Raw genomic sequence first — 22,903 nt, forward strand, 5'->3', positions numbered from 1 at the left:
ATGTTCGTCACGCCCTGCCACGACACTTACAGGAGTGATGACAGTGTCCAGACTTGCAGAGTTTCGTGCTGCCGAAAAAGCTCTCCAGGAACAAATGGCGCAACTGGAGGCGATGAAAAAGGACGCCGGCCTAAAACGCGAAATCGAATTCGAGCAGAAACTAGTCGGCCTGATGAAAAGCTATGACAAGAGCCTGCGCGACATCGTCGCCATCCTCGACCCGAAGGCAGTGACCAAGGCACCGACCACGGCGCCCAAGCAGCAGCGCCGCCCCCGTGTGGTGAAGGTGTACGAGAACCCGCACACCGGCGAGCTGATCGAGACCAAAGGTGGCAACCACCGCGGGTTGAAGGCCTGGAAAGAACAGTACGGCGCCAAGACAGTGGAAAGTTGGGTACGCCCATGAAACATCAACACCCACTTCACACTTTTTTCACATCGACACGCGCAGTATCGAACCAGCTAAAGGACTAGCGACCCCATCACGCGCCCGCACATGCGGGCCTCTAATTCCAGCGCCCTGCACTCGTGCAGGGCGCTTTCGTTTGCGCTCACGCCTCACTGCCGTATCATGGCTCACCTGTCTTTCCCGCTGGGGCCTTGTGTCCCGGCCTCTCTTCTGGAGTACCCATGAGCCTGCACGATCTGCACGCCCTGCCAGGCGTCACCGCCACACCGGATGTCGCCACCGCCAACTTCGTTTTCAACCACACCATGCTGCGGGTCAAGGACATCGAAAAGTCGCTGGACTTCTACACCCGCGTGCTGGGCTTCAGCCTGGTGGACAAGCGCGACTTCCCTGAAGCGGCCTTCAGCCTGTACTTCCTGGCACTGGTCGATCCGGCACAGATCCCGGCCGATGACGCCGAGCGTCACCAGTGGATGAAGTCGATCCCCGGCATTCTGGAGCTGACCCACAACCACGGCACCGAGAACGACCCCGAGTTCGCCTATCACGATGGCAACACCGACCCGCGCGGTTTTGGCCACATCTGCATCTCGGTGCCGGATGTACGCGCCGCCTGCGAGCGTTTCGAAGCCCTGGAAGTGCCCTTCCAGAAGCGCCTGTCGGACGGCCGCATGAAGCACCTGGCCTTCATCAAGGACCCGGACGGTTACTGGGTCGAAGTGATCCAGCCGACCACGTTCTAAGCCTCGCCCGCCAGGGCACGCTCGTCGGGCCGGGAACTCCCGGCCCCTCGCTGTGGTATATGGAATAAACCGTTTCCAAGCCACAGCGAGGTAAAGGACGATGCAAACCCTTCACTGTGAATACCGCGACCACACCATCACCGCGAGCGTCATGACCCATCCTGGGTCGCCGCTGCCGTTCGCTGCCGGCTGCCTGATCACCGATCCCCAAGGACACACCAGCCGCCGCCTGTCGCTGCCGATGAAGATGGCCTTCCTGTCCGACCTGGAGAACGCCCAGCACGCCGCGCTGGCCCATGGCCGCTGGCTGGTCGATCAACAGCTCGACGGTGACCGCCAGGTGTTCTGACGGTTCGAAGACTGCTGCACCCATGGGAGCGGGTTTACTCGCCAAACGTCGACTGATCCACTACCGCTTTCGCGGGCAAAATCCGCTCCCACAACGTCTGCACGGCCCTAAGCCTGCCGCGCATACTCCACCGCCGCCGCCACCTGCGCGTCCGTCGGACGTACGCCGGTATACAGCACGAACTGCTCCAGCGCCTGCAACGCGATCACCTCCAACCCAGTAATCACGGGCTTGCCCAGCGCCTCGGCATGGCGGATCAACGGCGTGCGCGCCGGCATCGCGACCACATCGAACACTTGCTGCGCTGCTGCGATGGCATCCGGCCTAAATGCCAATTCCTCTGCCTCGGGCCCACCGGCCATGCCGATTGGCGTCACGTTCACCAGCATTGGCGGGCACAGGTCGCCCAGCTGCGGCAGCCAGCGATAACCGCACACATCCGCCAGTTGCCGCCCGGCCTGCTCGTTGCGCGCCACGATGATGCCTTCGGCGAATCCGGCATCGCGCAAGGCACTGGCCACCGCCTTGGCCATGCCACCGCTGCCGCGCAGGGCGAACGCAGTGCTGGGGTCGACCTGATGGCGTTGGCGCAATTGACGCACCGCCAGGTAATCGGTGTTGAAAGCCTTCAAATACCCGCCTTCGTTGACCAGGGTATTGACCGACTCGATGGCCGCCGCCGAAGGATCGATTTCATCGACCAGGGCCATGCACGCTTCCTTGTAAGGCATCGATACACCGCAACCACGAATGCCCAGGGCGCGGATCCCTGCAACCGCGGCGGGCAGATCCTGGGTGGTCATGGCCTTGTAGTAGTAGTCCAGCCCCAACTGCCGGTAGAGGTGGTTGTGAAAGCGTACCCCAAACGTGCCGGGGCGCCCGGCCAGGGAAATGCACAACACGGTGTCTCTGCTCGGTGGAATCGTCATTGCCCCGCTCTCCTAGGCTGAATCGTTTACGTAGCGTAACAGAGGGACTGCTTCGCACCCGAGTTAACGTTGATATAACTGATTAGCACTATTGAGGAAGTTGATTTCAAGCCGCGCCGGATGCCCGATAAGGTAGCCCCATGTCACACAGGAGGTTCTCAAATGGCCACTATCCAGATCATGTCCGTCATCGGCAGCGCCGTCCCGGCCACCTTGCGTGAACAAGGATTGCTGGCCTGCTGGTACCTGATCCGCAATGGCGAGACCGTCAGCGGTCCACTGACCTCCCGAGCCACCGCCCAGGCCCTTGCCGAGCGTTTGCAGGCCGCAAGCCTGCTGGCCTGACCGAATTTGTTGTGCGTTGCTCCCAAGCCCCTATTGCCCGCCTCCTTGGCGGGCTTTTTTTTGCCTGTTGGAGCCACATCCTGTGTGGGGTTTCCCGCGAGAACGTCTGAGAGGCAAGCCCCGGCCTTCATTGCAATGCGGATCGTATTCTGGCCATCAGCCATAGAGCGCTGGCCAAACACAGAATGAGAATGCAGATCGAAGCAGGCAGGTGAAACTGATGAAAGCCAGCCAAGCCGAAACCGGTATGGATAAAGACCGTAAGCAGGCCCAGGCCGGCACACACTTTAGCGAAGACCATGGCGTTGGCCGTACCCAGCAAAACATTTCGATAGCCAACCAGCAATACGGGGATTGCCAAGCTATTGAACAGCAAAAAGCCCTGCACCCCGCCAGGCAGGAAAAACATCTCCCATTCCTGCCAGTACGCGGCATCTATCTGATGAAGGATGAGCGCAAGCATCGTGACAAAATAGCTTCTTTCCATTTAAGCAATCCCTTCAAGCCAGTGAGGATCATCCCTGCGTAAAGCGTTGGCGATAATAGGAGCTGCGACGACGAAACGCTAATTCACCCACTGCGGTGCCCGTAAAGCATAGGCCTGACCAGGACGGCTAAAACCTTGACCCGCGTAAGGGCCTCAAAGGCAGTGAGGCGAGAGATCCGGCAGGTTGAGCAGAAGGCTATGCTTATTGGCTAACCGGGAGGGAAGTCAGATGTGCGGAAGGCTCAGCCAGTACCGTGGCATACACGACTTCGTCGATACGCTGAGCATGCCTGGGGTTTGGCGCGACACCATTGGCGACCAAGCCATGGAGTGCTACAACGTGGCGCCCACCACGCAGGTAGCCGTGCTGCGAATGGATGACGCAGGCCTGCGGGCGGATCTGGTGAGGTGGGGATGGCGGCCGCACTGGGCGACCGATCGAGCGCCGCCGATCAACGCCAGAATCGAGAAGGTCGCCCACGGGCCATTCTTCCGGGCAATCTGGCCGCATCGGGCGATCACGCCGGTGGACGGGTGGTATGAGTGGGTCGATGAAGGCGGGCCGAAGAAGCAGCCCTACTACATCCGGCGTCGGGACGGGCGACCCGCCCTATGTGCCAGCATCGGCCAGTTCACCGGCAGTGAGCACGACGGCTTTGTGATCATCACCGCCGACGCCCAAGGCGGCATGGTCGATGTGCATGATCGGCGACCGGTGGTTCTGGCCCCAGGGCCAGCCAGAGCCTGGGTAGACCCTGCATTCCAACCAGAGCATGCCGAGCAAATGGCCTTGAACCTGGGCGAACCCGCTGAAGAATTCGAGTGGTTCCGGGTGAGCGCGGCCGTGGGCAACGTCAGAAACCAGGGCCCGGAGCTGATCAAGCCGATTCAGTGATGGCTGTCGCGCTTCCCTCGGCCGCCCGGAACGACTTCGCCGAATATCCCCAGCGCCATACGTTTCAGGCGTGCCCTGCTTGTTGATGAGCGCAATCTAGTATCGCTTATGCAAAACTGCGTAGCTCAGTTGAAAGGAAGGCTTTCGGACCGAGTACATATGAATCACTTCGTCGTTATTTCCGGCTGCTCAGGCGCAGGTAAATCAACTCTCTTGTCCGAGCTTAAGCGGCGCGGCTATGCAGTGGTAGAAGAGCCCGGGCGGCGTGTCGTGCAGGCAGAGGAACGCGCAGGCGGGAAGGCATTGCCTTGGCTTGATATGGAAGCCTTCTTGCGTCGGGCCATCGACGTAGCGCTGGAGGACTATGCCAATGCGCCATGTGGTAGTTCGCAATGGGTGTTCTTCGACCGTGGCCTGATCGACGCGGCGGCTGCGCTTCAGACCCTGACCGGCGATCTCATACTGGAAAAGCTCAGCCAGCAGCATCCCTATAACCCTCATGTTTTCCTGGCACCGCCATGGGCAGAGATTTATGTGCAGGACGCAGAGCGCCGCCATGACATGGCTGCCGCTCGATGTGAGTTCGAGCAGCTCCAGAAGACTTATCCAGCGCTAGGCTATGCGGTATCGCTGCTGCCCAAGATCAGCGTGACTGAGCGTGCCGACTTCGTATTGACCACGTTGGGCATCGCTGAGCCCAGCGGTACTGGCTATGTCGCTGAACGGGTACAGGATTAAATTTCCTTCACCTTGCGCCCTTTGGATATAAGGCATTCGACAGCCGTTCGGCCATACTCCAGAGATGTTTTTCGCGTTTTCGTGAGTTCCTGTAAGTGACGAAACCCAATAAATTCGGGGGTTTCGTCACGCAGGGTCACGCTCACACACCCACCAAAACACAGCCATTGGTACAAAAATTGGTACAAGCTTGGCTATCCATCTCCGGCGTTCTGCCGACCCCATCCCCACTAAAAAATCAAACCCGCCCCGCTCCCACAGGTCCAAATGCTCAGCGACCTGGATTGGCCAGGCCGCCAATCTGAGATTCTTAAAATGGCTGATGACCTGTCGAACCGGGGCCCGCACGATCGATCCAGAATCAACATCGAGGAAAGCTGGGAGGTCAGATACTGGTCTCAAAAATTTGGCGTCACCGAGCAACAGCTGAAGGATGCAGTCAGGGCTGTTGGTCAAAGCGCTGAGGCGGTACAAAAGCAGCTTGGAAAATGATGGGGCGGGCGCAACAGCGCCCCTTCGTCGCACGGATTGGACCACACCTGCCACATGAAATACTGTATATCCAAACAGTATTCGCTGGCCGATCATGAAAACCCTGCCCATCACCAAATCACAAGCTCTGGAGAAATGGACCAAAGAGCTGCAGAACGAGCATCTACGCCTGAGCGATCCAGAAGCCTTTCTCTCCATCGCTGACTGGCGCCTGAGCGAAATGGAAAAGCTCAACCTCTTCGATCCGCTGGAGCTTTATGAGATGGGGGAGCAGGCGCACGCGGCTTACTCCGCCGGCCTTGAGGAGCAATTTGCCTATGAGCAGTACTGCCAGGCCTCCGTTTACAACGTAGTCCCGGATGGGGAGAACACGCGGATTGCAACCATCAGCCATGGTGTTTTTTCGTTCACGGATGCAGACGGAGAGCGAAGCATGCTCCCCGCTTATCATGGTCGAGTGATGGTCACCGAGGGGCGCGTGCATCTGGTGATGAGCCAGCCGAATTACTGCATTCCGATATCCGGCCTACGCTTTGTGACAGGAGACGGCATTCCGTGCCACCTGGTCGAAACGGGGCGAATGTCCAATGGTAAATGGCTGACCGGGGTGCAAGATCCAGATGCCTATCGGGCTTTGGTGGATCTGGCACAGGAAGCGTTCGAGAAAAAGGACTGGGGGCGGTATCGGATGCTGCGAGATCGGGCTCGCTACTCACCCTTCACCTGCTGCCCGACATGCCGTGATTCGTTCGCTCAGCGTGAGGATTGCGAAGGGTGCGGCGGACTTGGATTCATCCCCGATAACTTGGGAGAGCCGGTATGTGCGGGAGACTGTCGCAATATCGAGGACTGCACGACTTTGCCGACGCCTTGAACATGGATGGGGTGTGGCGCAATAACATCGGCGACCAGGCCTTGGAGCGCTACAACGTGGCGCCCAGCACACAGGTGGCCGTGCTGCGAATGGATGACGCAGGCCCGCGAGCGGACCTGGTGAGGTGGGGATGGCGGCCGCACTGGGCGACTGATCGAGCGCCGCCGATCAATGCCAGGGTCGAGAAGGTTGCCCACGGACCATTCTTCCGGGCGATCTGGCCGCATCGGGCGATCACGCCGGTGGACGGCTGGTATGAGTGGGTCGATGAAGGCGGCCCGAAGAAGCAGCCCTACTACATCCGGCGGCGGGACGGGCAGCCGGCCCTGTGCGCCTCGATCGGCCAGTTCACTGGGGGCGAGCACGACGGTTTCGTCATCATCACCGCCGACGCCCAGGGTGGCATGGTCGATGTGCACGACCGGCGGCCAGTGGTTCTGGCACCAGGGCCAGCGAGAGCCTGGATAGACCCAGCCTACCCACTTGAGTATGCCGAACAAATGGCCCTAAACATGGGCGAGCGCGCTGAGGAATTCGAGTGGTTCCGGGTGAGCACAGCCGTTGGCAATGTTCGGAATCAAGGTCCGGACCTGATCACGCCGATTCAGTGATGGGTGCCGCCGGCTTCGCCCCGGGACTTCAGCTGAAACTCGGTGACAGCCTGATACAGCGAATCCGCCAGCAGCTTCAAGCGCGCCACTTCTGCCTCTGGCGCGCCCATGTCCTTGGCTTCGTGGTACTTCCTGATTGCATCGATGGCCTGCTGGATCAGCTGATCGCCAGCCTCAGCCAGGCCTTGAATGGTCCTTTTCACCGCCCTGCTCCGGTTTTCTGATCAGGGCATCATACTCCGCCTCGCACTGCTGGCCAGCTATTCGGGCTCGGTCATACGCTTTCGCCAGCTCTCCCGCTCGAGCATCAGCCCGTGTGAGCAGGTCGGAGAGCACCATGGCGGCGCGGGTGGCTGCCTGGCCTCGGGCGATAGCGGCGGTGTCCGGGCCGGGGCAACGGACGGCGGCGGCGAAACTGGCTGCGTCGTGCAGCAACCGCTGGCCAGCAGCATCGGCGCCAGCAGCACCAGCATCAGCCACCTGGTGTTCTTCTCTTGCATGGGCTCTCGCCTCCTCCTGCGCCTTGGCGCGTCGTTGTTCTTCCGCACGGGCGCTGCGCTCGCCCAATACCTCGGCCAGGCGGTCTCCGCTGTCGCGCTGAGCCGATGCGGCGGCAGCCTCAGCGCGCTCTACAGATCGGCCGTGCTGGTAGGTGCCCCAGTAGGACGCCACCACCAGCAGGAGCGCCAGCGCACGCAGACCCCAGCCGTTCACGCCAAAGCCCTCCGCACGCCCTCGTCGATCACCTCAGCCTTGTACGGGTTGCCGCCGTTCTCATGGATGATGATGCTCTCCACGAACACCCGCAGCGTGGTCGGGTCCTTGATGTTGATCGGGTCCGTGGTGCGCACGCCCAAACGCTTGGCCACAGCCAGGGCGTAGGCCTTGGTGTCGTTCTCGTTCGACGGCGCCCAGCGGTTGATGGTCTCCAGCACCGTGTCGATGCCCTTCCCGCCCACACCGGGCATGCCGTCCTTGCCGCGGTAGGCAATGAGCAGCTTGCCCAAGGCACGGATGCCGTTCTCGGGCGAGTCGAAGCGGGCAAACCGCGGCTTGATGGCCCCGAGCTCCAAGCCCAGCTGGCCCACCCAATCGTTGCGTGGGTTGAAATCGATGTTCCCAGGATTGTTGTTGCGGACGCCGCGTGCAGTCATAGGTTTTCTCCGGGTAAAAAAAATACCGCCATCAGGCGGTTGTCTTCGTTGGCAGGCTGTCGTTCAGTTGATTAGGCCGGCGGCGCGGGCCAAGTGATCTCGTTGGGGTAGCCTGGCTGGTCTGGCAGGCGGTTCAGTGCCACGCGATAGCGCTTCCACTCCTTCAACAGCGCGGCCTCAGCCTCAGTGGCTTCATCCAGATCAACAGCGTCCTGCAGCGGAGCAATCGCCGAATCCGCCACAGCACGAAGCCGCGCCACCTCTACCGCCACATGGGACAGCAGCTGTTCAGCGGCAGCCTGCGCCTTGTCCTCCGCGGTGATCAGCTGCGACCAATCGATGACACCCGTGGCCGAAGGCTGCGGCGCTGTTACTTCAAGCCCCGGCAAAGTCACTGGCCCATCCGGAGGATCGATGATGTCGTCCGGGAACAGCGCCGATTGAGGAGCGTCGAGCGCATGCGGCAATCGCAAGGACACGATGAGTTTCCCGCCCTCCCGCTTTATCGGGTCGAGCACCCATTCGCTCGAGACGGCCTCAGCTGGCAATGTCGCCCCCTCCGGCAGCTGCGCAAAATCCAGCGCAACGTTGTTCAGGGTGAGCATGTCGCCCAGCCGGGATACGGAGAGCGTGTGGTCAGAGAGGCCAGGGGATAGTTTGATGATCATCTACATATACCTTCCGATAGCGGCGGCGCTGATCACCACCGTGGGGCCAGCGGCGCGGGAAATGATGTCAATACCGCGCAGAGGTGCGGCGTTGGTTGTGACTGTGCCACCCAGAGCAGACCAAGATGCCCCGCTACCGTGCCGGAATGCGCCTGGGATTACTGTCGGCGGAGCTGTGAATACCGCCGGAAAAGTCCAAGACCGGACGCCCTGGTACAGCTGTACGGAGCCGGATGAGTACGAAGAATCGATGGCTTGGTCAGTGACACTGATATTCAGCAGGCAAATTTGAGTTCCGTCTGGAAGCCGAATGGCTGTGCCATTGGCGTTCGTTACCGTCACGAAATCTGTAGCCTCGAGTAGCTTCGCCCAAGGGCTCCAGGAAGCGGAGGAGATGCTTGCCCTTCGGTACGCTCCTGCACCGCTTCCTCCAGACAGCGCGAGCTGCGAGCGGACTGACGCCGAGCGTTGCAGATGGATACCGGATGGAAATGCCCCGGAAGCACTCGGCCAATCGGGGGGGGCCGAGTCTGCAGCAGCAAAGAAGCTGTTGGCTGCAATCGACGCGAGGTCCGCTCCAGATGGCATATTCCCCGTAGAAGCGTTGCCGCGACCAACCCCATGGTCGCCGATCCGAAGAGCCCGACCCACGGCTGTATCGATGCTCGATGAGGAAGCATCAAGAGTAGATGCCGAGCCCAGGCCAAGTGCCGTTCTCGCATCGGGCGCGGTAGTCGCGCCTGTACCGCCTTTCGCCACCGGCACCACGTTCTCCGTGGAAACCGTTCCCAGGCCGGCTAGCGTAGCGCCCCACTGGTTGGCGATATCGTTGAATTTGTCGGCCAAGGTCTTGGGGTAGCCCTGCAGCGGAGCAATGGCGTAGCTACCGCCGCTTACCGTGGCGCCCTGATAGGCCGGAAGAATGCTCAGCACGGTATTGCTGGCGATGTTGGTGATCTCATACCAACGACCGTCCGGGCCGAGAAAACCATCACCTACCCTGCCATTCGCTGAAAAGCTGGTACCGGTACCGGTCACCGTCGTTTGGCCAGCCGTGATCGCCACTTGGCCTGTTCTGTACCAAGGCATGGATTGCTCCTGAAAATCAAAGAGGACGCATTGGGCGCCCGGCGAATAAGGTCCGTCCGTTCACGCCAGAGGCATTCGTGCTTGAGGTGTATGAGCCTGAGTAGGCTTGAAGGACGTTTCGGTTGCCGACGAGAAACCCGGCAGGGTTGTCATAAACATTGGCGCCGTCATCGAAGGTTGAAAGCAGCGTTGAGGCCAGGAAGTAGTCATTGGCACTGCCGGTCCAGGGCATCTGGAAGCTCGACCACAACACCGACCCAATCACCACATCCGATCCGGCGACGCTGAAGCGATCTGAGGATGGAGCTCCACCGCTCAACAGGATGAGGTTGTCATTGCTGTTGAAGGTCCGTTCCCCTGAGCCGTTTCGAATCCTGATGCCGTAATCGCCTTCGGCCCCGCTGGGTGTGGCCGAGCCAACCATCCAGTGGACGGTGTAGAGAAGGTTGGCGAATGACCCTCCAAACCAGCCATCTACGGTGAAGCCTGTCCAAGCACCTGGAGAACCGAGCACGCGATACTTGCAGACCATCATTCCGGTATCGGAACGCAGGAAGACGTATGGCTCTTCAATGGTGGTTATCGGCGCCGGGAAATTCCCGCGTCCGGTTGTGATGTAGTCACCCGGGCCGCGCCGACCAATCTGGAACGATCCAGATCCGGCAACGCTCATGACCTTGTTGACGTTGTCGATCTGCACCAGGTTGTTGTCGTTTCGCGCCCTGATCCCATACTTGGTCGTTGCGTCTGGCGCATCGCCGTATGAAAGGACTTTGACGGTCCACTTCAAACTTTGCGCCCGCCTCAAATGAAGGGTCCCCGGGCTCCACCACGCCTCAACACCGCTGGACATGTTCACTATTGGCGACTGCACAACAACAAACGAACCAGCCTTTATTTGCGGGATCGAGAAGTACTGGTCCCAGGCCCCATTCCCCTGCACCTGGGTCGTGTAGATCGACCGCAGTGGCGTGACCGATGTATCCAGCGTGATCGCACCGGACGCATCCCGCGTCCGGCCACCATATACCGCCATTAGGACAGCCTCCCCACTGCCGTACGCTCGACCCCATTGTTGTCGTAGACGTACAGGCCGTTGTTGTTCAGCAGAATCGATCCATCGACCGATTGGCCTCGGATCGTGACGGCGCCGGTGACCATGTTCAGCTCGATCAGCGGCCTGCCCTGCGAATCCACAGCCTGAGACCTCAAGGTCATGCCGAGGATGATCTGCTGGATGAAAGCGGTGTTGATGAACGCCTGGTTGATGAAGACCTGCCCACCCTGGACAACGAACGGCGCAGACAGCGTGCCGTTGATGCCGTTGACCACTGCAAATCGGTCGGCAGAAACCAGGAACTGGCTCTGCAAACCGGCCGGCCCATTCTCGATACCAAGGCCAATACCAGCGGCCACATACTGCCCCTGGGCATTCAGCTGCATCTTCACCGACCACATAGTCGACAGCTTCCCGGAGGTATCCGCGAAGGCCGTCGATGTCTGCTGGATGGCGGCCGAGTTCTCGCCCACCGACACATTGAGCTGGTCGATCTTCTGCGCAGTTGCAGATTCGTTGGTCGCCACCACGCGCTCGAGCGACGTAATGTTTGCCTCATTCGTGGCCACCCTGGCATCGAAGGTGGTCAGCCGCTCGGCCATGGCCATGTTTTCGGTGGACCGGACCCGCTTCTCTGTGGCGAGCGCCGAGGTGCTCTCCCAGCCCTTGAGCGCATCCGCCATGGCACCCGAACCGTCGTCATCCCGGGTCGAAGCGCGCAGCGCTTCAAAGGACGCCGCCTGGGCCGTGACCTTTCCGTCGACATTGCTGATGTCCACGGTGTTGGTGGCCACTTGTTGGGCCAAGCCATTGGCCGTGACCAAGGATTGGCCCACATCGATCCAGTAGGTGGTGTTCGGCGGCGCATTCGCCCCGGACGAGTTCGCCGGCACAGCCTGCTTGGCCTGGTAGATCTTTCCGTCGGCGACAACCATCTGGTCCTTGGTGTAGGCCGAATCCTTGTCGTAGGCCGTCAGGCCGCCCAACGCATCGATCTGGTCCTGAAGGCCTGGGATCTTCTGGATCTCCTCGAGCAGGTCCTGACCGAGTTGTGTTTCCGTGATCTTCCCCGCGAGCGCTGCCAACATTGCCGTAACGTCGTTGGACGTGGATGCAGCAATCTTCAGGAATCCACTCACCCCGTATGCGTTGCGCGAGCGGATGAAGTAGTAGTAGTTGGTGAAGAACGCCAGGCCGGTGTGCGTCAGGCTGAGCCCCTGCCCCAGGTACTCGGCCTGATCTGCAGCGGCCTGCGGGTCCATGGTGTAGAAATACTCATAGGTTCCCCCGTTTAAGCCATGCTGCACGTTACTCGGGAACAGCGAGATGCTCTCGATGGTTGACTGCACAACGCAGGCCTCGGGCACGGGCGGGCCGTCGATGTTAACCGTGATGCTGGCCTCGCCCGACCGCGCCAGCGGCCCCAGAGCGGCCACGCTCATCGTGTAGTTGCCGGAGGGCAGCCCCGAGAACGGCAGCTGCATGGTGGTTTCCGGGACCTGGCGGGCCTGCACCGCTACCCCGCCCCGTCGAACCGTCACGGCATAGCCGGTGACGACACCGAACGGCGGCACCCAGCTCAACACCCCCTGAGTGATCTCCGCCGTCTCGTCCTGCGTCCAGGTGAGGCCCGTGGGCGAGCCAAGGCCGCCGGCTGGAAGGTTGATGAAGCCAATCGGGTTGTAAGGCTTGCCCACCGCATCGTCGAAGATCGCTGCCTCGTACTGCGAGACAGTGACGGTGCAGCCGTCATCCGACGCCATGTTCCAGTCGGTGACGATGCACTCGCCCACGATGTTCAGCGACGGCAGGTTCACCCGCACGACGCGGCCAGGCCGGCAGTTGTAGCCAGCGAAGTTCATCGGGATTTGCAGAGAGCCGCCAGCGCGGGCGCGACGCAGCTTGATGTTAGCCAGGCGCTGGGCCTGGTAGGCATCGGTCACGTAGCCAAGCGACATCGATTCAGACGCTTCTCCGCCATCCTGGTCAACCCACTGTTGGACCCGCACCTCAGGGAAGTCGGTCTCCGCCCAGGACTGGGACGGGTCGATGAAGGTCCCGGTAACGATGTTGATCGCTGCGTCATTGCCCACCTCGGTGGAGCCGGACACAGTGCCGATCACCATGTCCTCGGTGATCTCGAAGTCGTACGGGCCATAGTAGGCGCCAGCCTGCAGCATCCACTTGCCGCCCACGCGGATCAATTGCCCAGCGCATGACTCTTCCAGCTTCTGGAGAACAGAGGTGCGCTGCTCATCGGCGCCGATCACGCAGCCCGTGCGATAGCGTACGCCGGTCGTGCCGTCGGCGTTTCCGACAGCCTCGTCGCACACGTTCGCAGCGCTGGCGAACGATTCGAAGACAATCTCGTCATCGGGGACCTTGCAGCGCGCGCGCAGGAACCACAACAGGTGAAGGGCGGTGTTCTCGCTGTATCCGGTCATGCCGGTGCGAGGGTCGTACAAATCCCGCCGGCCACGGACGACAAAGCGCACATTGGGGATGCCCGAGGGAAACTTCTCCGCATTGTGCTTGAGCGACATCCGAACGAAGGACAGGCCCCGGCCAATCTGCGAATCCTTCCAGTCCCGGCAGTTTGCCTTCAAAAAGGCGTTGACCTGAGTGGGGTTCACGATCAACTCATACGAGGCGTACTCCCCATAGGTACCGATCTCCTCCTCGCCGAGGTAGATTTTCTCCAGCCCATCGACCGCGCCTTCGCTCAGCACATAGACCAGGTGCACCCACTCGCCATTGCCTTGGTTGCCGGTCTGCTCCTGCGCCCATACCAGGACACCGCCAGTGCTGACCCGGCCAAGAATGAAGCGTGCCGGCGCCTTCGACGACCGCACGGTCTGGGCGGACGGCTCGCCGGTACCGCCTCGACCGCCCTTGAGCGCTGCGTCCTGCTGCGAGCCAACGAACAAGCCAACGGCGCCGCCGATGATCGCGAAGCCCACGCCGCCGGTGACAAAGCCCAGGGCGGCGCCAGCAGCGACCAGGGCAACCTTTTTGACTGCCTTGCTCATTCAACCCTCCACACCACCAGAGGCTCGCAGGCGATCCGCCCTGCCCCATCCTCCGCCACAGACCAGAACTCACCGGCCCAGTACACCGCCACTCCGCGCCCGTTGGGGCCGTCGTACATCGCCACATCACCGCGCTGAATGAACGCCGGGTTGACCCGAGCGAAGCAGGCATCCCAGGCCGCATCGAGCGAACCGTGGATCTTCTTCAGCAGGCGCTTGGCCCCCGTCTCCGTGGTGTACCGCCCCCGATACAGCGCCGCCGGATCAGTCCCGCACACCGCCACCGCGCAGTCCGCGGCAAACAGGCAGCAGTCAAATTCGCCCCATGAAAAAGGCCGCTCAGTGGCGGCCTTGATCGTGTTGGCGAGTTGAGTTGTCCAATCGCGGGTTCGCATAGTCACTTCTCGTAGGTGAACTTCGGGGCGTCCTTGGAGGCGCCCCAGTAAATGGGCCAGTCGGCCATCTGGGCCACTGCATAGAAGAAGCGGTCGTCTTGGTGCCGGGCCCGGTGGTTCTCGTCGGTCCAGCGCTCGGTGGAAGTACGGCTCCACTCGGCCATGCGGTCGATGATCGGCACCTTGATGGCATTGCCATCGCTGCCATTGCCGCTGTACGCGAACTGGGCCGCATCCATCCGCCCGCTGAACAGAATGTCAGCGGCGTAATCGCCGGCCTGGTCGATGACCACGAACATCAGTTTCGCATTGCGCCCTCGGCAGCCCTTCAGGCTGGTCTCGGTGATGATCGTGGTGTCCAGGCCGTTGAGGGTGAGTTCGACGCTCATGGGAGAACTGGAATTGCTGCTCTCCTGGGCCTGGCCAACCTCCCCGAAGGTGCCCACGCCTTGGTAAGTGATGCCGCCTAGCACAAGCTCACCCGTGCCGGTATGGGCGAAGACCATGCCGTCAGGGAAATCGAGCTGGCAGGCGTACACGGCCATGAATCGGCCCTTGGCGATGATGTCCACCACCCGCTGACTGAATGGGAATGCGCCAGCCATCAGAAGGCCTCCCTGAACTCGAGCGAACCGTTGGCCACCAAAGGCCGAAGCGTCAGGGCGTGGTTGTCACTGACGCGCCGCATCTCGGCATAGGGCGCCTGGTACTCAACTGCAGTGCCGGCGGCAATCGTCTTGCGGATCGGCTTGTTCACGTTGATCAACACCTGCCCGGATGCGTCAGAAGTCGCATCGTCGACGACCTCGAACATCACCCCGCCGATGGTGATGTAGTCCCCCATGGAGAAAACTTTCTTGTTGGCCGTCACCCCGCTCAGGCGCATCACGGAGGCCTGGGCGTTAGCGGTGACCACCTTGGGTGCGCCGATCGAGTCGGATCGCGTCCGGGTGAACGCTGGCAGATTGAACGTACCGAACATGCCCTGCAGGCGGCCGATGAACGCCGTCAGGATTCGCTCCTCCTCGCGCGACAACGCGCCGAAGGTCATCTGGCACTGCCAGTAGGCCCCCGGGTAGCCGACGATCTGCTGAGCGTTCGACAGCGTCGAGGTGAACGCCCGGTTGTTGTAGACGACGCCCCAGGTCATTTCTGTCGGGCACAGGCCATCCGGCCATGCGATTGCCATGTAGTCACTCCTGGTGGTCGATCAGCCCTTACGCAGCATCTGCCGGGCTGGGCCGTTGTTCTTGAAGTCCTTCAGCACCATCTGATAGCCAGCCTGGGCGCCCTGGCTGGCCGCCTCCCTGATCCGCGCCAGCGTTGCATCGTCGGCACTACCCTGGATCTGAAAATGCTGCTGAATGGGCGGCAGATTGCCGGGAAGGCTCCTGCTCCCGCCTTGGGCCTGGATGTCGCTCAGTGTCCGGTCCAACTTGGCGCTGGTTCCGGCAGTGGTGACGCGCTCGCCCTTCTGCAGCAACCAGGTGCCTTCGCGCGGCACGCTGTCGATACCGTCGTGAGCCATACCCACCAGGGCCAGGCTGCTGGCCAGGCCAGTGGTGCTGGTGATCGCAGCGGAGGCCGGCGCGGCGTTGGCACCAAACGATGCCAAAGACGCCATGGCAGCCGCAGGTGCATAGGCGGCGGCCATTGCGGTACCGGTTGCAGCAGCCAGCGCAGCCGACGAGGCCGCGGCGCTGTCTCCAATCGCAGCGTTGACCAGCATCTGCAGGCCGACCTTGACGAGCATGTGCAGCAGGTCATCGGCGATACCCTCGACGAAACTGCTGAAGTTGAACTCCCCGGTTTTCACGAAGCTGACCAGCTCATCCTCCAGGCTACCCAGGGCATTGCTGGTGACGTCATACATCTGCGACGACAGGTCCCGCGCATGGTCGGCATAGTCCTGCCAGGCGTCCTTGGAGCCATCCAACCAGTTGGTCTGGGCCTCGTCGAGCTGGTCGTAGTAGTCCATCTGCATGGACAGCCGCTCGCTCAGCGACGACTGCAGTAGTTCAGCCTCGCGCTTGAACAGGCTTTCGCTGATGTCGCCGGCGTTACGCTGGGCCTGCAGGTCGGCGAACTTCTGGTCGAACTCCTGGCGGATCTCCAGAATGCCTTGCAGTCGCTCGCGGGTTTGACTGCCCATGCCGGCGCCAACAAATTCCATGTCGAGGCCGGATTTGGCTGTAGCATTGGCCGCCGCCAAAGTGGCTGCGTAGGAGGCAGCCTTCGCATTCTCCTCGTTGGCTACCTTCAGCTGTTTCAGCTTGTCCAGCTCGGCGGCCAGGTCCTTCAAGCGGGTTTGCTGCTGAGTGCTCAGGCCTTTGAGCTTTCCTGATTCGACTTCGAACTGCAGCTTGGCCGCCTCGGTGGCATCCTGGCGTTTGTCGACTTCCGTGTTGATGAGAGCAATTTGTCGTTCATAGCCCTCTTCAGCCGACTCGAACTGCTGCTGCAGCTTCTTGGCTGCGGCCTCGGCCGCCTTGGCAGCGGCCTTCTGTGCATCGGTTTGACCGAGAATTCCAGCATTTCCATTGCCGGTCGGCACGATCTTTGGCAGGTCGAATGCCGCCTTCCGCGCCTCCTTCACATACTCACGGATTACGTCGCCAGACCACGGTTTCTTGAACTCATCAGCCAGTTCTGCGGCGATCAGGCCCGCAGTTCGGGAGTTGTCAATTGCGTCAGATGTCAGCTTCGCCGCGTTTTCCTTGAAATCCTTCGACATATCGCCAAACGTGACGGCGCCAAGCAATGTATTGGCTGTTGCACCAATGCTTTGCAGATACGCCATCGTCGTGGCAAACCCACTGGCGATTGTCCCGGCGACGATCGTGAAAGCTCGGCTTGTGCCATCGGCAACGCTCGCAGTGATTGCCGTGACCTCGATTAAGTCTTCGGCGAACTCATGCACCACATTCCTCAGTCCGCCAGCCTCTCTGGACGTGTCAGCCAGATCTTTTGCCAGCTGTGCCAACACAGGCATGAACTCAGCAGCCAGAGCGGTCTTAGCCGAGCTGGCGTATTGGCTAATAACAGTCAGCTCAGTGCTGAACTGTTGAGCGGCGCCGATCGTCTGCTCGTCCATGACCATGCCGGCAGACTGCGCGGCATCACCAAGTTCCTTGAATTTTTTCCCCCCATCGGCCAAGAGCGGAACCAAAGCCGTAGCCTCGTCAGCAATCGCCTCCATGAAGAAGGTCATCTGCGCCTGACTGACGTTCGCTTTTTGTAGACTGCTGACGTACAGCTGTAGCGCATCCGCGCTATTCAGCTTACGGAACTGCTCCGCAGTAACGCCAACCTTCGGCGCCACCGTCTCGAAGAAGTTCTTCAGCTCACCCCCGCCAGTGGCAAGAAAGTCTCCGACTTTGTCGTTGGTATCCTTGAAAATGTCCGAAAGCTTGTCCTGCTGAACGCCAACCGAAGCTGCAGCGGCGGCGTATCTCTGGAACTCAGTTGTACTGAGACCAGCGAGTGCGGACAGATTTGATATCTCTTTGGCGGCTGCCGCCGAGCTGGTGACCAGGCCGGCCACGACAGCGGGGATAGCAGCGAAAGATGCACCCACAGCCGCACCCAGGCGCTCGGCATGCTTTCGGATTTCCGCCATCTGCTTCTGAGTTTCGCGACCGGCCTTGTCCATAGGGCCGGTAAAGCCGCCAATCCTCGCGATCAAGTCGAGAGTCAATGTGCCAAGAGAACGGCTCGCCATGCTTTCCTCCAGGCGAAAAAAAGCCCGCGAAAGCGGGCTCGTTGCTTGTATGACTACCTACCCTTTAGAACTCTCTGCTTTTCCTCATCGAATTCTTCTTGGGTTAGATGGCCGCGCTCTTTCAGGTCGGCCAGCTGCTCCAGTCGCCGATAGCTATCGTTGTCCGCCGCTGACTGCTCCGTCGCTTTGACGTTGTCAGGTAGGGGGTATCGCCGAATTGCAGACGCCGACCATATAAGGGCAACGAACCACCCAATCACCGTCCATCCAAGCAGCAGGTTGAGCAGGAAAATCGAAACGCGGTTCGGATGCTGCCTGATCCACGCAACTATCGTCGGAGGAAAATAGAACAGTGCCGCGGTTACCGCCGTGCCGATTCCCATGTAGGTGTTCACATCAGCTGCCATGGCTAGTCGCCTTCCATGCAAATTGAGCAATCTAACATCCGGCAGCCTCGTACCAAATAGCCATTGTCAGGACCAGTCCTCCATGGCCTGCTCAAGGCTTGTCGCCTGGCGATCGTCATGAGGGCAGAAATCGGCCGGGGTGAAAGGCTCCGGCCTCAGCTTGACGTTGCGCCCTTGGTTGGCCAGGATCGACGCGAGGAGCCCCGCTGCCCGCTCCACACGCATACCTACGTGGAGAGAACCACGGCGATTCCTGTACTTCACCCAAGAGTGAAATTCGCGCAGACTCAGGGCTTCCTGGGCTTGCGCGATCGTGCGCCCGCCGACGCCGGCGAGGACGAGCTCGTGCCAGAGTTCGTCGAGCTCGCTGAGTTCGGCGTCTTTCCCAGGTTGTTCACCTCATGGATAGCCGTGAGCAGGGCAACGGTGAGATTGCCGTCCAGGGCGCCCAGGCGCTTGGTGCTGTCGCGGTCCTTCGCCAGTTCGGCGGGATCAAGCGGGCCATGGGTTATATCCAGAGCGGTGAATACCGGGTTGCCTTCCTCATCGCAAATGGCAGCAGCGATGCGGCCGGCAATGCTGTCCTGCTTGCCGCCAGCGGCGAGCACGTCACTGACAGCACTCTGGTAGCCCAGCGGGCGAACGAACACCGTCGCCGTCAGGGTGTCGTCGCCTTGGCGCCAGCTGATCTCCTTCTCAACTGGGCGACCGGTGAAGGCGCCCGCTTGGCGCAGGCTGTCGATGTTGAGCTTCATTGACTACCTCAGGCAGATTTCTTGATCCAGGCGGAGCCGCCCGAACGCTGGATGGAGACCGCGGTGCTGACCACGGAGTTGGCGGCGAAGTCGAACGGGAAGTCGGCGACGTAGCCTTCGAAGACGAACCAGGTCCGGGTCTCCGGAAGCTCGAAGTCATCTCCTGCGGTGTTTAAGGTCGGCGCTTCAGTGCCGTCGGACCAGCCCACGGCCCACTTGATAGTGGTATCGCCATCCTCTTCGGACAGCTGATGCAAGCGGATGTGGCTCGCATTGTTAGGGTCGGCATTGATGGTCAGGGAAGCCTGTCCCGGGGTGCGCAGGCCGGGCTTGTAGGTACGCTCCTTCGAACTGAGGCAGGTGTCCTCGATCTGCTCTTTGGGAGAGCCGCCAGGGTTGAAGGCGGTGGCGCACTCCACTTCCAGAACGGTAAGCGGACCGGTGCCAGTAACGGGCTTTACCAGGGCGTAGACCTGGGTGCCTTGGGTCAAAATCGACATGGTGGTCTCCTGTCGGGCAAAGAAAAGCCCGCTTGAGGCGGGCCTGGTTGGCTCAACGGCGGACTATCCAGTCCACGTCGAAGCTGGTTCGGTAGTTCTTGGTGGTTGGGTCACGGCCTTCGCCGCCCCAGCGGGTGACATTGGCGCGCAGCTCGATGGCATCACGGACGGCATCGCGCACTTGGCGCACAGAGGTGCCGGTGGTGCCGTACACGTCGATCTGCAGCGTGAAGCCGTCGACATCAGGGCGTCCGGCGAGGAAATTCTCCGGCGTTCCGTTGACGAGTTGCCACACGGCATAGGGCTTGGCCACGGCATCCGGCGCCTCGCCAAAGGAATAGAGCCGCATATCCGCGCCAGCCCCCAGCAAAGCGGTAACCGCTGGAGAAGCCAAACAGGCCTGAACAATCGGTGGTGTCATGAGGATGCAGCCTTCTTCGCAGCGCGCCGGATGGCGCGATCGATCGACTTTTCATATTCGGAGACGAAGGTGTTGGTCACCTCCGCGATGCTGTTGGCCAGGGCCGGACGCATGAACGGGACTGCGGCCATCTTCTCGGTGCCGAACTCAATCAGGCGCCAGTGAGGGGTCGGCGCATTGGTCGAGAGGTCGACCGCTTCCCCCTTCTTGGCCAGCACCGCGCCGTGCAGCACGCCGATGCGGAAGCCCAGGTCACCGGTCTGCTTGAACAGGCGGCCATTCCAGCGCAGGGCGATGTTGTCGGCGATAGAGCGACCGGTTTCCTTGTCGTCGATCCGCTCGGCGCCCTCCTTGGCCTTCTGCACCACCACCTGGGAAGCTTTGCGCAGTGCGGCCCGGCCACCCTTGCGGCGAACGTCGTAGCTGACGGCGCCCAACTTCCCCAGCAGGCTTTCCAGGCCGGTGATGCTGAACTCGACGCCATCAGCCATCCTTTACCCCCTTCGACACCAGAAGCGTCAGGTATTCCAGGCCGGACTTGTCGTCCTCCAGGGGTGGGCCTTCAATGCTGTACACCTCGCCGCGGTAGATGATGCGCATGGTGGGCAGCACGCCTGGTCGGTAGCGGATCACCATACGGGCGGTCGCCTCGGACTGAGCTGCCTGAGCCGCGACGAGATCCCGCGCTGACAACGGCTCAACACGTGCCGGACATTTCTCCCAGCGGGTCACCCATTCCGGTTCGCCGAACTCCAGGGTTGCCGGGTCACGCACCTGTACCAGCTCCTGAAGGTCGATGCGGTGCCGGAGCTTGCCGGCCTGCATCACACACCCATCCTGATGCGATAGGGCATCAGCAGGTGCTGGGAGGCCAGCGGCAGCTCAGTGGCGATGGTACCGGTGACCACCTCCTCGCGGTTGGCGAACAGGTGCCCAAGCTTCAACAGGCAAGCCGCCTGTATGGAGGGGTTGAGCACCATGCCGTAGGCGATGGCGTCGGCCTGGTCATACGCATCAGCCAGAGCCTGGCGGGCATGGTCGAGCAGTCGGCAGCGCAGTGTGTAGTCCTGCTCTGCCTCAGCGGCAGCGACCGCCGCAGAGTTCGCCTCCTTGGCTTGCTGCAAGGAGGCCGACACACCGGCGCGGGCGCCGTCGAGCGTCACCTGGTCTAGGTAGAAGCGGCGGTTGAGGAACTGCATCGCCGCCTCTTCCGCCGCGTCCAGCTGAGCCTGGACCAGTACCTGATCTTCAGGTTCGGCCAGCAGATGATGCATGGCAAGGTCGATGGCGATCACGGACATGGATCACTCCTTGGGCTTGGTGGCCGCTCCCTTGCCGCCTTTGTTGGCCGGCTCCGGCGCCTTCTTGTTCTCGGGTTCCTGGGCTTTCTTCACGTCGTAATCCTCGATCAGGCCATTACGCAGCAAATCGCGAGCACGTAGCTCGTCGACGGTGATCTCTTGGTTGCGCTTGACGTACGCGCCGCCGTTGTTGAAGCCCTTGATGGTTTTCACTTTGACGTCTGGCATGTGCAGTCACGCCCGGTTTCCCGGGCGTGCTCCTGGGCTGATTACGGGGTGACTTCGAACTCGCCGTGGACGAACGACTCGGGGCGGTACACCGCCAGCGCCAGACGCTCCTCAGCACGGATGGTGACCATGTTGGTGCGGAAGTTGTCGCCGTCTTCGGTCGAGACCTCAACGGCCGCCTCTTCGCGGTCGAACACCTGGGCGGCGATGTTCATCGCGCCTACCAGGAACTCACCTTCCGGCACAGCGTTGCTGTCCACCACAGGCAACTTCCACAGGCGCTGTACGCCGCCTTCCTGGACGTTCACCCAGATGTAGGAGCCGTTGGCGTCTTTGGTCAGCTCGATGTCGGCCCAGTCAACCGGGTTCAGAGCGATGGCCGAAGCACGGTACTCGGCAATGCGAACCTGCAGAATGGCGCGGCGCAGGGTGTCGATCTTGGTGTCGCCCGCCTTGCGCAGAGCGTTGTTGAAGGCGGTAGCCTGAGGAATCAAGCCCAGCAGGTTCTGGCCGGTACCGTCGCCAGCGAGCAGCTGCTCTTCTTCCTTGTACTTCAGGCCGTAGATCGCGCGGCCGTTGATGTAGCTCTGAAGGAGCGGAATGTCCGACAGCACCTGCTTGGAAGCGCGGAACCAGTGGGCAATGGTGATGACGTTGGTGGTCTTCAGGCCGAAGGACAGATCAGACTGGGCTTTCGCGGCACCCTCACCCGCCTGGGGCGCGGCCATGTTCTGGAAGCCGGTTTCCTGCACGAACTCGACCGCGTTCGAGCCGGTGCGGCCTGGCATGATCAGGTCGCGAATGGTGAACTCACGCTCCGGCCCAACCACGATGCCGGGCACACGGGTCGGCTGGATAGCCGCGCCGACGCCACCGGTGCCGGTGGTAGCGCTGGTGATGTTGGTGACGGCCTTCCGGCCCACTCGAACGATGCCGCGACCGCGAGTTTGCAGCGACTTGAAGTCGTCGCATTCGGTCAGCTCCTCGCCAGCCGACTTGAAGTCGACAGGGTCGTTGGCAGAGAAACGGCGGGCCATCTTCTGCTCGATTTCCTGCAGGCGATCCTGCAGGCCCAAGCCGTCCTTCACCAGACCATCGAGGATGGTCTTGGTCTCGGCCAGAATGGTGCCGTGCTCCTTGATCTCTTCGGCCGCCTTGGTGGCGAATACCTTGATCTCCTGATCGCGCTGGTCGAGCAGGTCATTGACCGCCTTCAGCTGGATCTTGTCGTCGGCATGCTCCTTGCGCTGGAACTGGCGGTACTCGGCGCGAGCCTGGTTGCTCATGGCGTTATGCATGGTGAATC

General features: G+C 61.3%; 32 protein-coding genes. 9 read left to right on the plus strand and 23 right to left on the minus strand.

What is annotated here, in order from left to right; genetic code table 11:
- Positions 1-43 precede the first annotated feature (43 nt).
- The 3 genes from J5X93_RS14925 to J5X93_RS14935 all read left to right on the plus strand — a co-directional run bounded on the left by J5X93_RS14925 (position 44) and on the right by J5X93_RS14935 (position 1,501).
- Positions 44-406, plus strand: a complete 363-nt coding sequence (locus J5X93_RS14925) for a histone-like nucleoid-structuring protein, MvaT/MvaU family (RefSeq protein WP_043211606.1) — start codon at positions 44-46, stop codon at positions 404-406.
- Positions 407-630: 224 nt separating this feature from the next.
- Entirely contained in the window at positions 631-1,152 is a 522-nt protein-coding gene (gene gloA, locus J5X93_RS14930; RefSeq protein ID WP_182943078.1) for a lactoylglutathione lyase, read from the plus strand.
- 100 nt (positions 1,153-1,252) lie between these two features.
- A complete protein-coding gene (locus tag J5X93_RS14935; protein WP_070571333.1) occupies positions 1,253-1,501 on the plus strand; it encodes a hypothetical protein in 249 nt (82 codons plus the stop codon).
- A 107-nt stretch (positions 1,502-1,608) separates the two neighbouring features.
- On the opposite strand, the gene J5X93_RS14940 is transcribed toward J5X93_RS14935, so the two are convergent.
- Positions 1,609-2,430 carry a shikimate 5-dehydrogenase gene (locus J5X93_RS14940; protein ID WP_182943076.1) on the minus strand — a complete coding sequence of 274 codons (822 nt, stop codon included), beginning with the start codon at positions 2,428-2,430 and terminating at the stop codon, positions 1,609-1,611.
- 162 nt (positions 2,431-2,592) lie between these two features.
- On the opposite strand from J5X93_RS14940, the gene J5X93_RS14945 reads away from it, so the two are divergent.
- Positions 2,593-2,775, plus strand: coding sequence for a hypothetical protein (locus J5X93_RS14945; protein ID WP_043211600.1), 183 nt, complete (start codon positions 2,593-2,595; stop codon positions 2,773-2,775).
- 127 nt (positions 2,776-2,902) lie between these two features.
- On the opposite strand, the gene J5X93_RS28385 is transcribed toward J5X93_RS14945, so the two are convergent.
- Positions 2,903-3,262, minus strand: coding sequence for a DUF6713 family protein (locus J5X93_RS28385; RefSeq protein ID WP_043211599.1), 360 nt, complete (start codon positions 3,260-3,262; stop codon positions 2,903-2,905).
- A 229-nt stretch (positions 3,263-3,491) separates the two neighbouring features.
- On the opposite strand from J5X93_RS28385, the gene J5X93_RS14955 reads away from it, so the two are divergent.
- The 5 genes from J5X93_RS14955 to J5X93_RS14975 all read left to right on the plus strand — a co-directional run bounded on the left by J5X93_RS14955 (position 3,492) and on the right by J5X93_RS14975 (position 6,872).
- Complete coding sequence (locus J5X93_RS14955; RefSeq protein WP_043211597.1) at positions 3,492-4,157, plus strand: SOS response-associated peptidase; 666 nt, start codon at positions 3,492-3,494, stop codon at positions 4,155-4,157.
- A 159-nt stretch (positions 4,158-4,316) separates the two neighbouring features.
- Positions 4,317-4,895 (plus strand): AAA family ATPase, encoded by a 579-nt coding sequence (locus J5X93_RS14960; protein ID WP_102081872.1) that lies wholly within the window; start codon positions 4,317-4,319, stop codon positions 4,893-4,895.
- Positions 4,896-5,210: 315 nt separating this feature from the next.
- Positions 5,211-5,387, plus strand: a complete 177-nt coding sequence (locus tag J5X93_RS14965) for a DUF3606 domain-containing protein (RefSeq protein WP_250342639.1) — start codon at positions 5,211-5,213, stop codon at positions 5,385-5,387.
- A 94-nt stretch (positions 5,388-5,481) separates the two neighbouring features.
- Positions 5,482-6,261 (plus strand): hypothetical protein, encoded by a 780-nt coding sequence (locus tag J5X93_RS14970; protein WP_250033604.1) that lies wholly within the window; start codon positions 5,482-5,484, stop codon positions 6,259-6,261.
- Complete coding sequence (locus tag J5X93_RS14975; RefSeq protein WP_250033607.1) at positions 6,207-6,872, plus strand: SOS response-associated peptidase; 666 nt, start codon at positions 6,207-6,209, stop codon at positions 6,870-6,872. Before J5X93_RS14970 ends, J5X93_RS14975 begins: the two co-directional genes overlap by 55 nt.
- On the opposite strand, the gene J5X93_RS14980 is transcribed toward J5X93_RS14975, so the two are convergent.
- From J5X93_RS14980 to J5X93_RS15075, 21 genes are all read right to left on the minus strand, one after another.
- Entirely contained in the window at positions 6,866-7,075 is a 210-nt protein-coding gene (locus J5X93_RS14980; RefSeq protein ID WP_250033609.1) for a hypothetical protein, read from the minus strand. The two genes, J5X93_RS14975 and J5X93_RS14980, sit on opposite strands and share 7 nt — an antisense overlap.
- The gene (locus J5X93_RS14985) at positions 7,047-7,586 is read right to left on the minus strand and encodes a DUF2514 domain-containing protein (RefSeq protein WP_250033613.1); all 540 of its coding nucleotides are present in this window, start codon (positions 7,584-7,586) and stop codon (positions 7,047-7,049) included. The genes J5X93_RS14980 and J5X93_RS14985 overlap by 29 nt, the downstream gene beginning before the upstream one ends.
- On the minus strand, positions 7,583-8,026 hold the full coding sequence (locus J5X93_RS14990; protein WP_250033616.1) for a structural protein P5: 444 nt from the start codon (positions 8,024-8,026) through the stop codon (positions 7,583-7,585). Before J5X93_RS14990 ends, J5X93_RS14985 begins: the two co-directional genes overlap by 4 nt.
- Before the next feature lie 71 nt (positions 8,027-8,097).
- Positions 8,098-8,694, minus strand: a complete 597-nt coding sequence (locus J5X93_RS14995; protein ID WP_250342640.1) for a tail fiber assembly protein — start codon at positions 8,692-8,694, stop codon at positions 8,098-8,100.
- Entirely contained in the window at positions 8,695-9,783 is a 1,089-nt protein-coding gene (locus tag J5X93_RS15000) for a hypothetical protein (RefSeq protein ID WP_250033622.1), read from the minus strand.
- Between the two features lie 16 nt (positions 9,784-9,799).
- Positions 9,800-10,819, minus strand: a complete 1,020-nt coding sequence (locus J5X93_RS15005) for a hypothetical protein (RefSeq protein WP_250033625.1) — start codon at positions 10,817-10,819, stop codon at positions 9,800-9,802.
- Positions 10,819-13,869: a phage tail protein gene (locus J5X93_RS15010; protein ID WP_250342641.1), complete on the minus strand. Its 3,051-nt coding sequence runs from the start codon at positions 13,867-13,869 to the stop codon at positions 10,819-10,821. The genes J5X93_RS15005 and J5X93_RS15010 overlap by 1 nt, the downstream gene beginning before the upstream one ends.
- Positions 13,866-14,264, minus strand: a complete 399-nt coding sequence (locus tag J5X93_RS15015) for a DUF6950 family protein (protein WP_250033631.1) — start codon at positions 14,262-14,264, stop codon at positions 13,866-13,868. The genes J5X93_RS15010 and J5X93_RS15015 overlap by 4 nt, the downstream gene beginning before the upstream one ends.
- A 2-nt stretch (positions 14,265-14,266) precedes the next feature.
- Positions 14,267-14,869, minus strand: a complete 603-nt coding sequence (locus J5X93_RS15020; protein WP_250033634.1) for a hypothetical protein — start codon at positions 14,867-14,869, stop codon at positions 14,267-14,269.
- Positions 14,869-15,453, minus strand: a complete 585-nt coding sequence (locus J5X93_RS15025; RefSeq protein ID WP_250033636.1) for a hypothetical protein — start codon at positions 15,451-15,453, stop codon at positions 14,869-14,871. The genes J5X93_RS15020 and J5X93_RS15025 overlap by 1 nt, the downstream gene beginning before the upstream one ends.
- A gap of 21 nt (positions 15,454-15,474) precedes the next feature.
- Positions 15,475-17,985 (minus strand): phage tail tape measure protein, encoded by a 2,511-nt coding sequence (locus tag J5X93_RS15030; protein WP_250033638.1) that lies wholly within the window; start codon positions 17,983-17,985, stop codon positions 15,475-15,477.
- A 53-nt stretch (positions 17,986-18,038) separates the two neighbouring features.
- A complete protein-coding gene (locus J5X93_RS15035) occupies positions 18,039-18,392 on the minus strand; it encodes a superinfection immunity protein (protein ID WP_250033642.1) in 354 nt (117 codons plus the stop codon).
- 66 nt (positions 18,393-18,458) lie between these two features.
- Positions 18,459-18,704 carry a phage tail assembly protein T gene (locus J5X93_RS28590; RefSeq protein ID WP_502942740.1) on the minus strand — a complete coding sequence of 82 codons (246 nt, stop codon included), beginning with the start codon at positions 18,702-18,704 and terminating at the stop codon, positions 18,459-18,461.
- Positions 18,680-19,147, minus strand: coding sequence for a phage tail assembly chaperone family protein, TAC (locus J5X93_RS15040; protein WP_250033647.1), 468 nt, complete (start codon positions 19,145-19,147; stop codon positions 18,680-18,682). The genes J5X93_RS28590 and J5X93_RS15040 overlap by 25 nt, the downstream gene beginning before the upstream one ends.
- An 8-nt stretch (positions 19,148-19,155) precedes the next feature.
- Positions 19,156-19,647 (minus strand): phage tail tube protein, encoded by a 492-nt coding sequence (locus J5X93_RS15045; protein ID WP_250033651.1) that lies wholly within the window; start codon positions 19,645-19,647, stop codon positions 19,156-19,158.
- Between the two features lie 52 nt (positions 19,648-19,699).
- Complete coding sequence (locus J5X93_RS15050; RefSeq protein ID WP_250033654.1) at positions 19,700-20,068, minus strand: DUF3168 domain-containing protein; 369 nt, start codon at positions 20,066-20,068, stop codon at positions 19,700-19,702.
- Complete coding sequence (locus J5X93_RS15055) at positions 20,065-20,559, minus strand: HK97-gp10 family putative phage morphogenesis protein (protein WP_250033657.1); 495 nt, start codon at positions 20,557-20,559, stop codon at positions 20,065-20,067. Before J5X93_RS15055 ends, J5X93_RS15050 begins: the two co-directional genes overlap by 4 nt.
- On the minus strand, positions 20,552-20,893 hold the full coding sequence (locus J5X93_RS15060; RefSeq protein ID WP_043206536.1) for a phage head closure protein: 342 nt from the start codon (positions 20,891-20,893) through the stop codon (positions 20,552-20,554). Before J5X93_RS15060 ends, J5X93_RS15055 begins: the two co-directional genes overlap by 8 nt.
- Positions 20,893-21,369, minus strand: coding sequence for a head-tail connector protein (locus J5X93_RS15065; RefSeq protein WP_043206537.1), 477 nt, complete (start codon positions 21,367-21,369; stop codon positions 20,893-20,895). Before J5X93_RS15065 ends, J5X93_RS15060 begins: the two co-directional genes overlap by 1 nt.
- A gap of 3 nt (positions 21,370-21,372) precedes the next feature.
- Entirely contained in the window at positions 21,373-21,597 is a 225-nt protein-coding gene (locus J5X93_RS15070) for a hypothetical protein (protein WP_129932377.1), read from the minus strand.
- A gap of 41 nt (positions 21,598-21,638) precedes the next feature.
- Complete coding sequence (locus J5X93_RS15075) at positions 21,639-22,895, minus strand: phage major capsid protein (RefSeq protein ID WP_250033659.1); 1,257 nt, start codon at positions 22,893-22,895, stop codon at positions 21,639-21,641.
- Positions 22,896-22,903: the final 8 nt, after the last annotated feature.

The organism is Pseudomonas sp. BYT-1 (assembly GCF_023611805.1).
In the GTDB taxonomy this organism is placed as follows: domain Bacteria; phylum Pseudomonadota; class Gammaproteobacteria; order Pseudomonadales; family Pseudomonadaceae; genus Aquipseudomonas; species Aquipseudomonas guariconensis.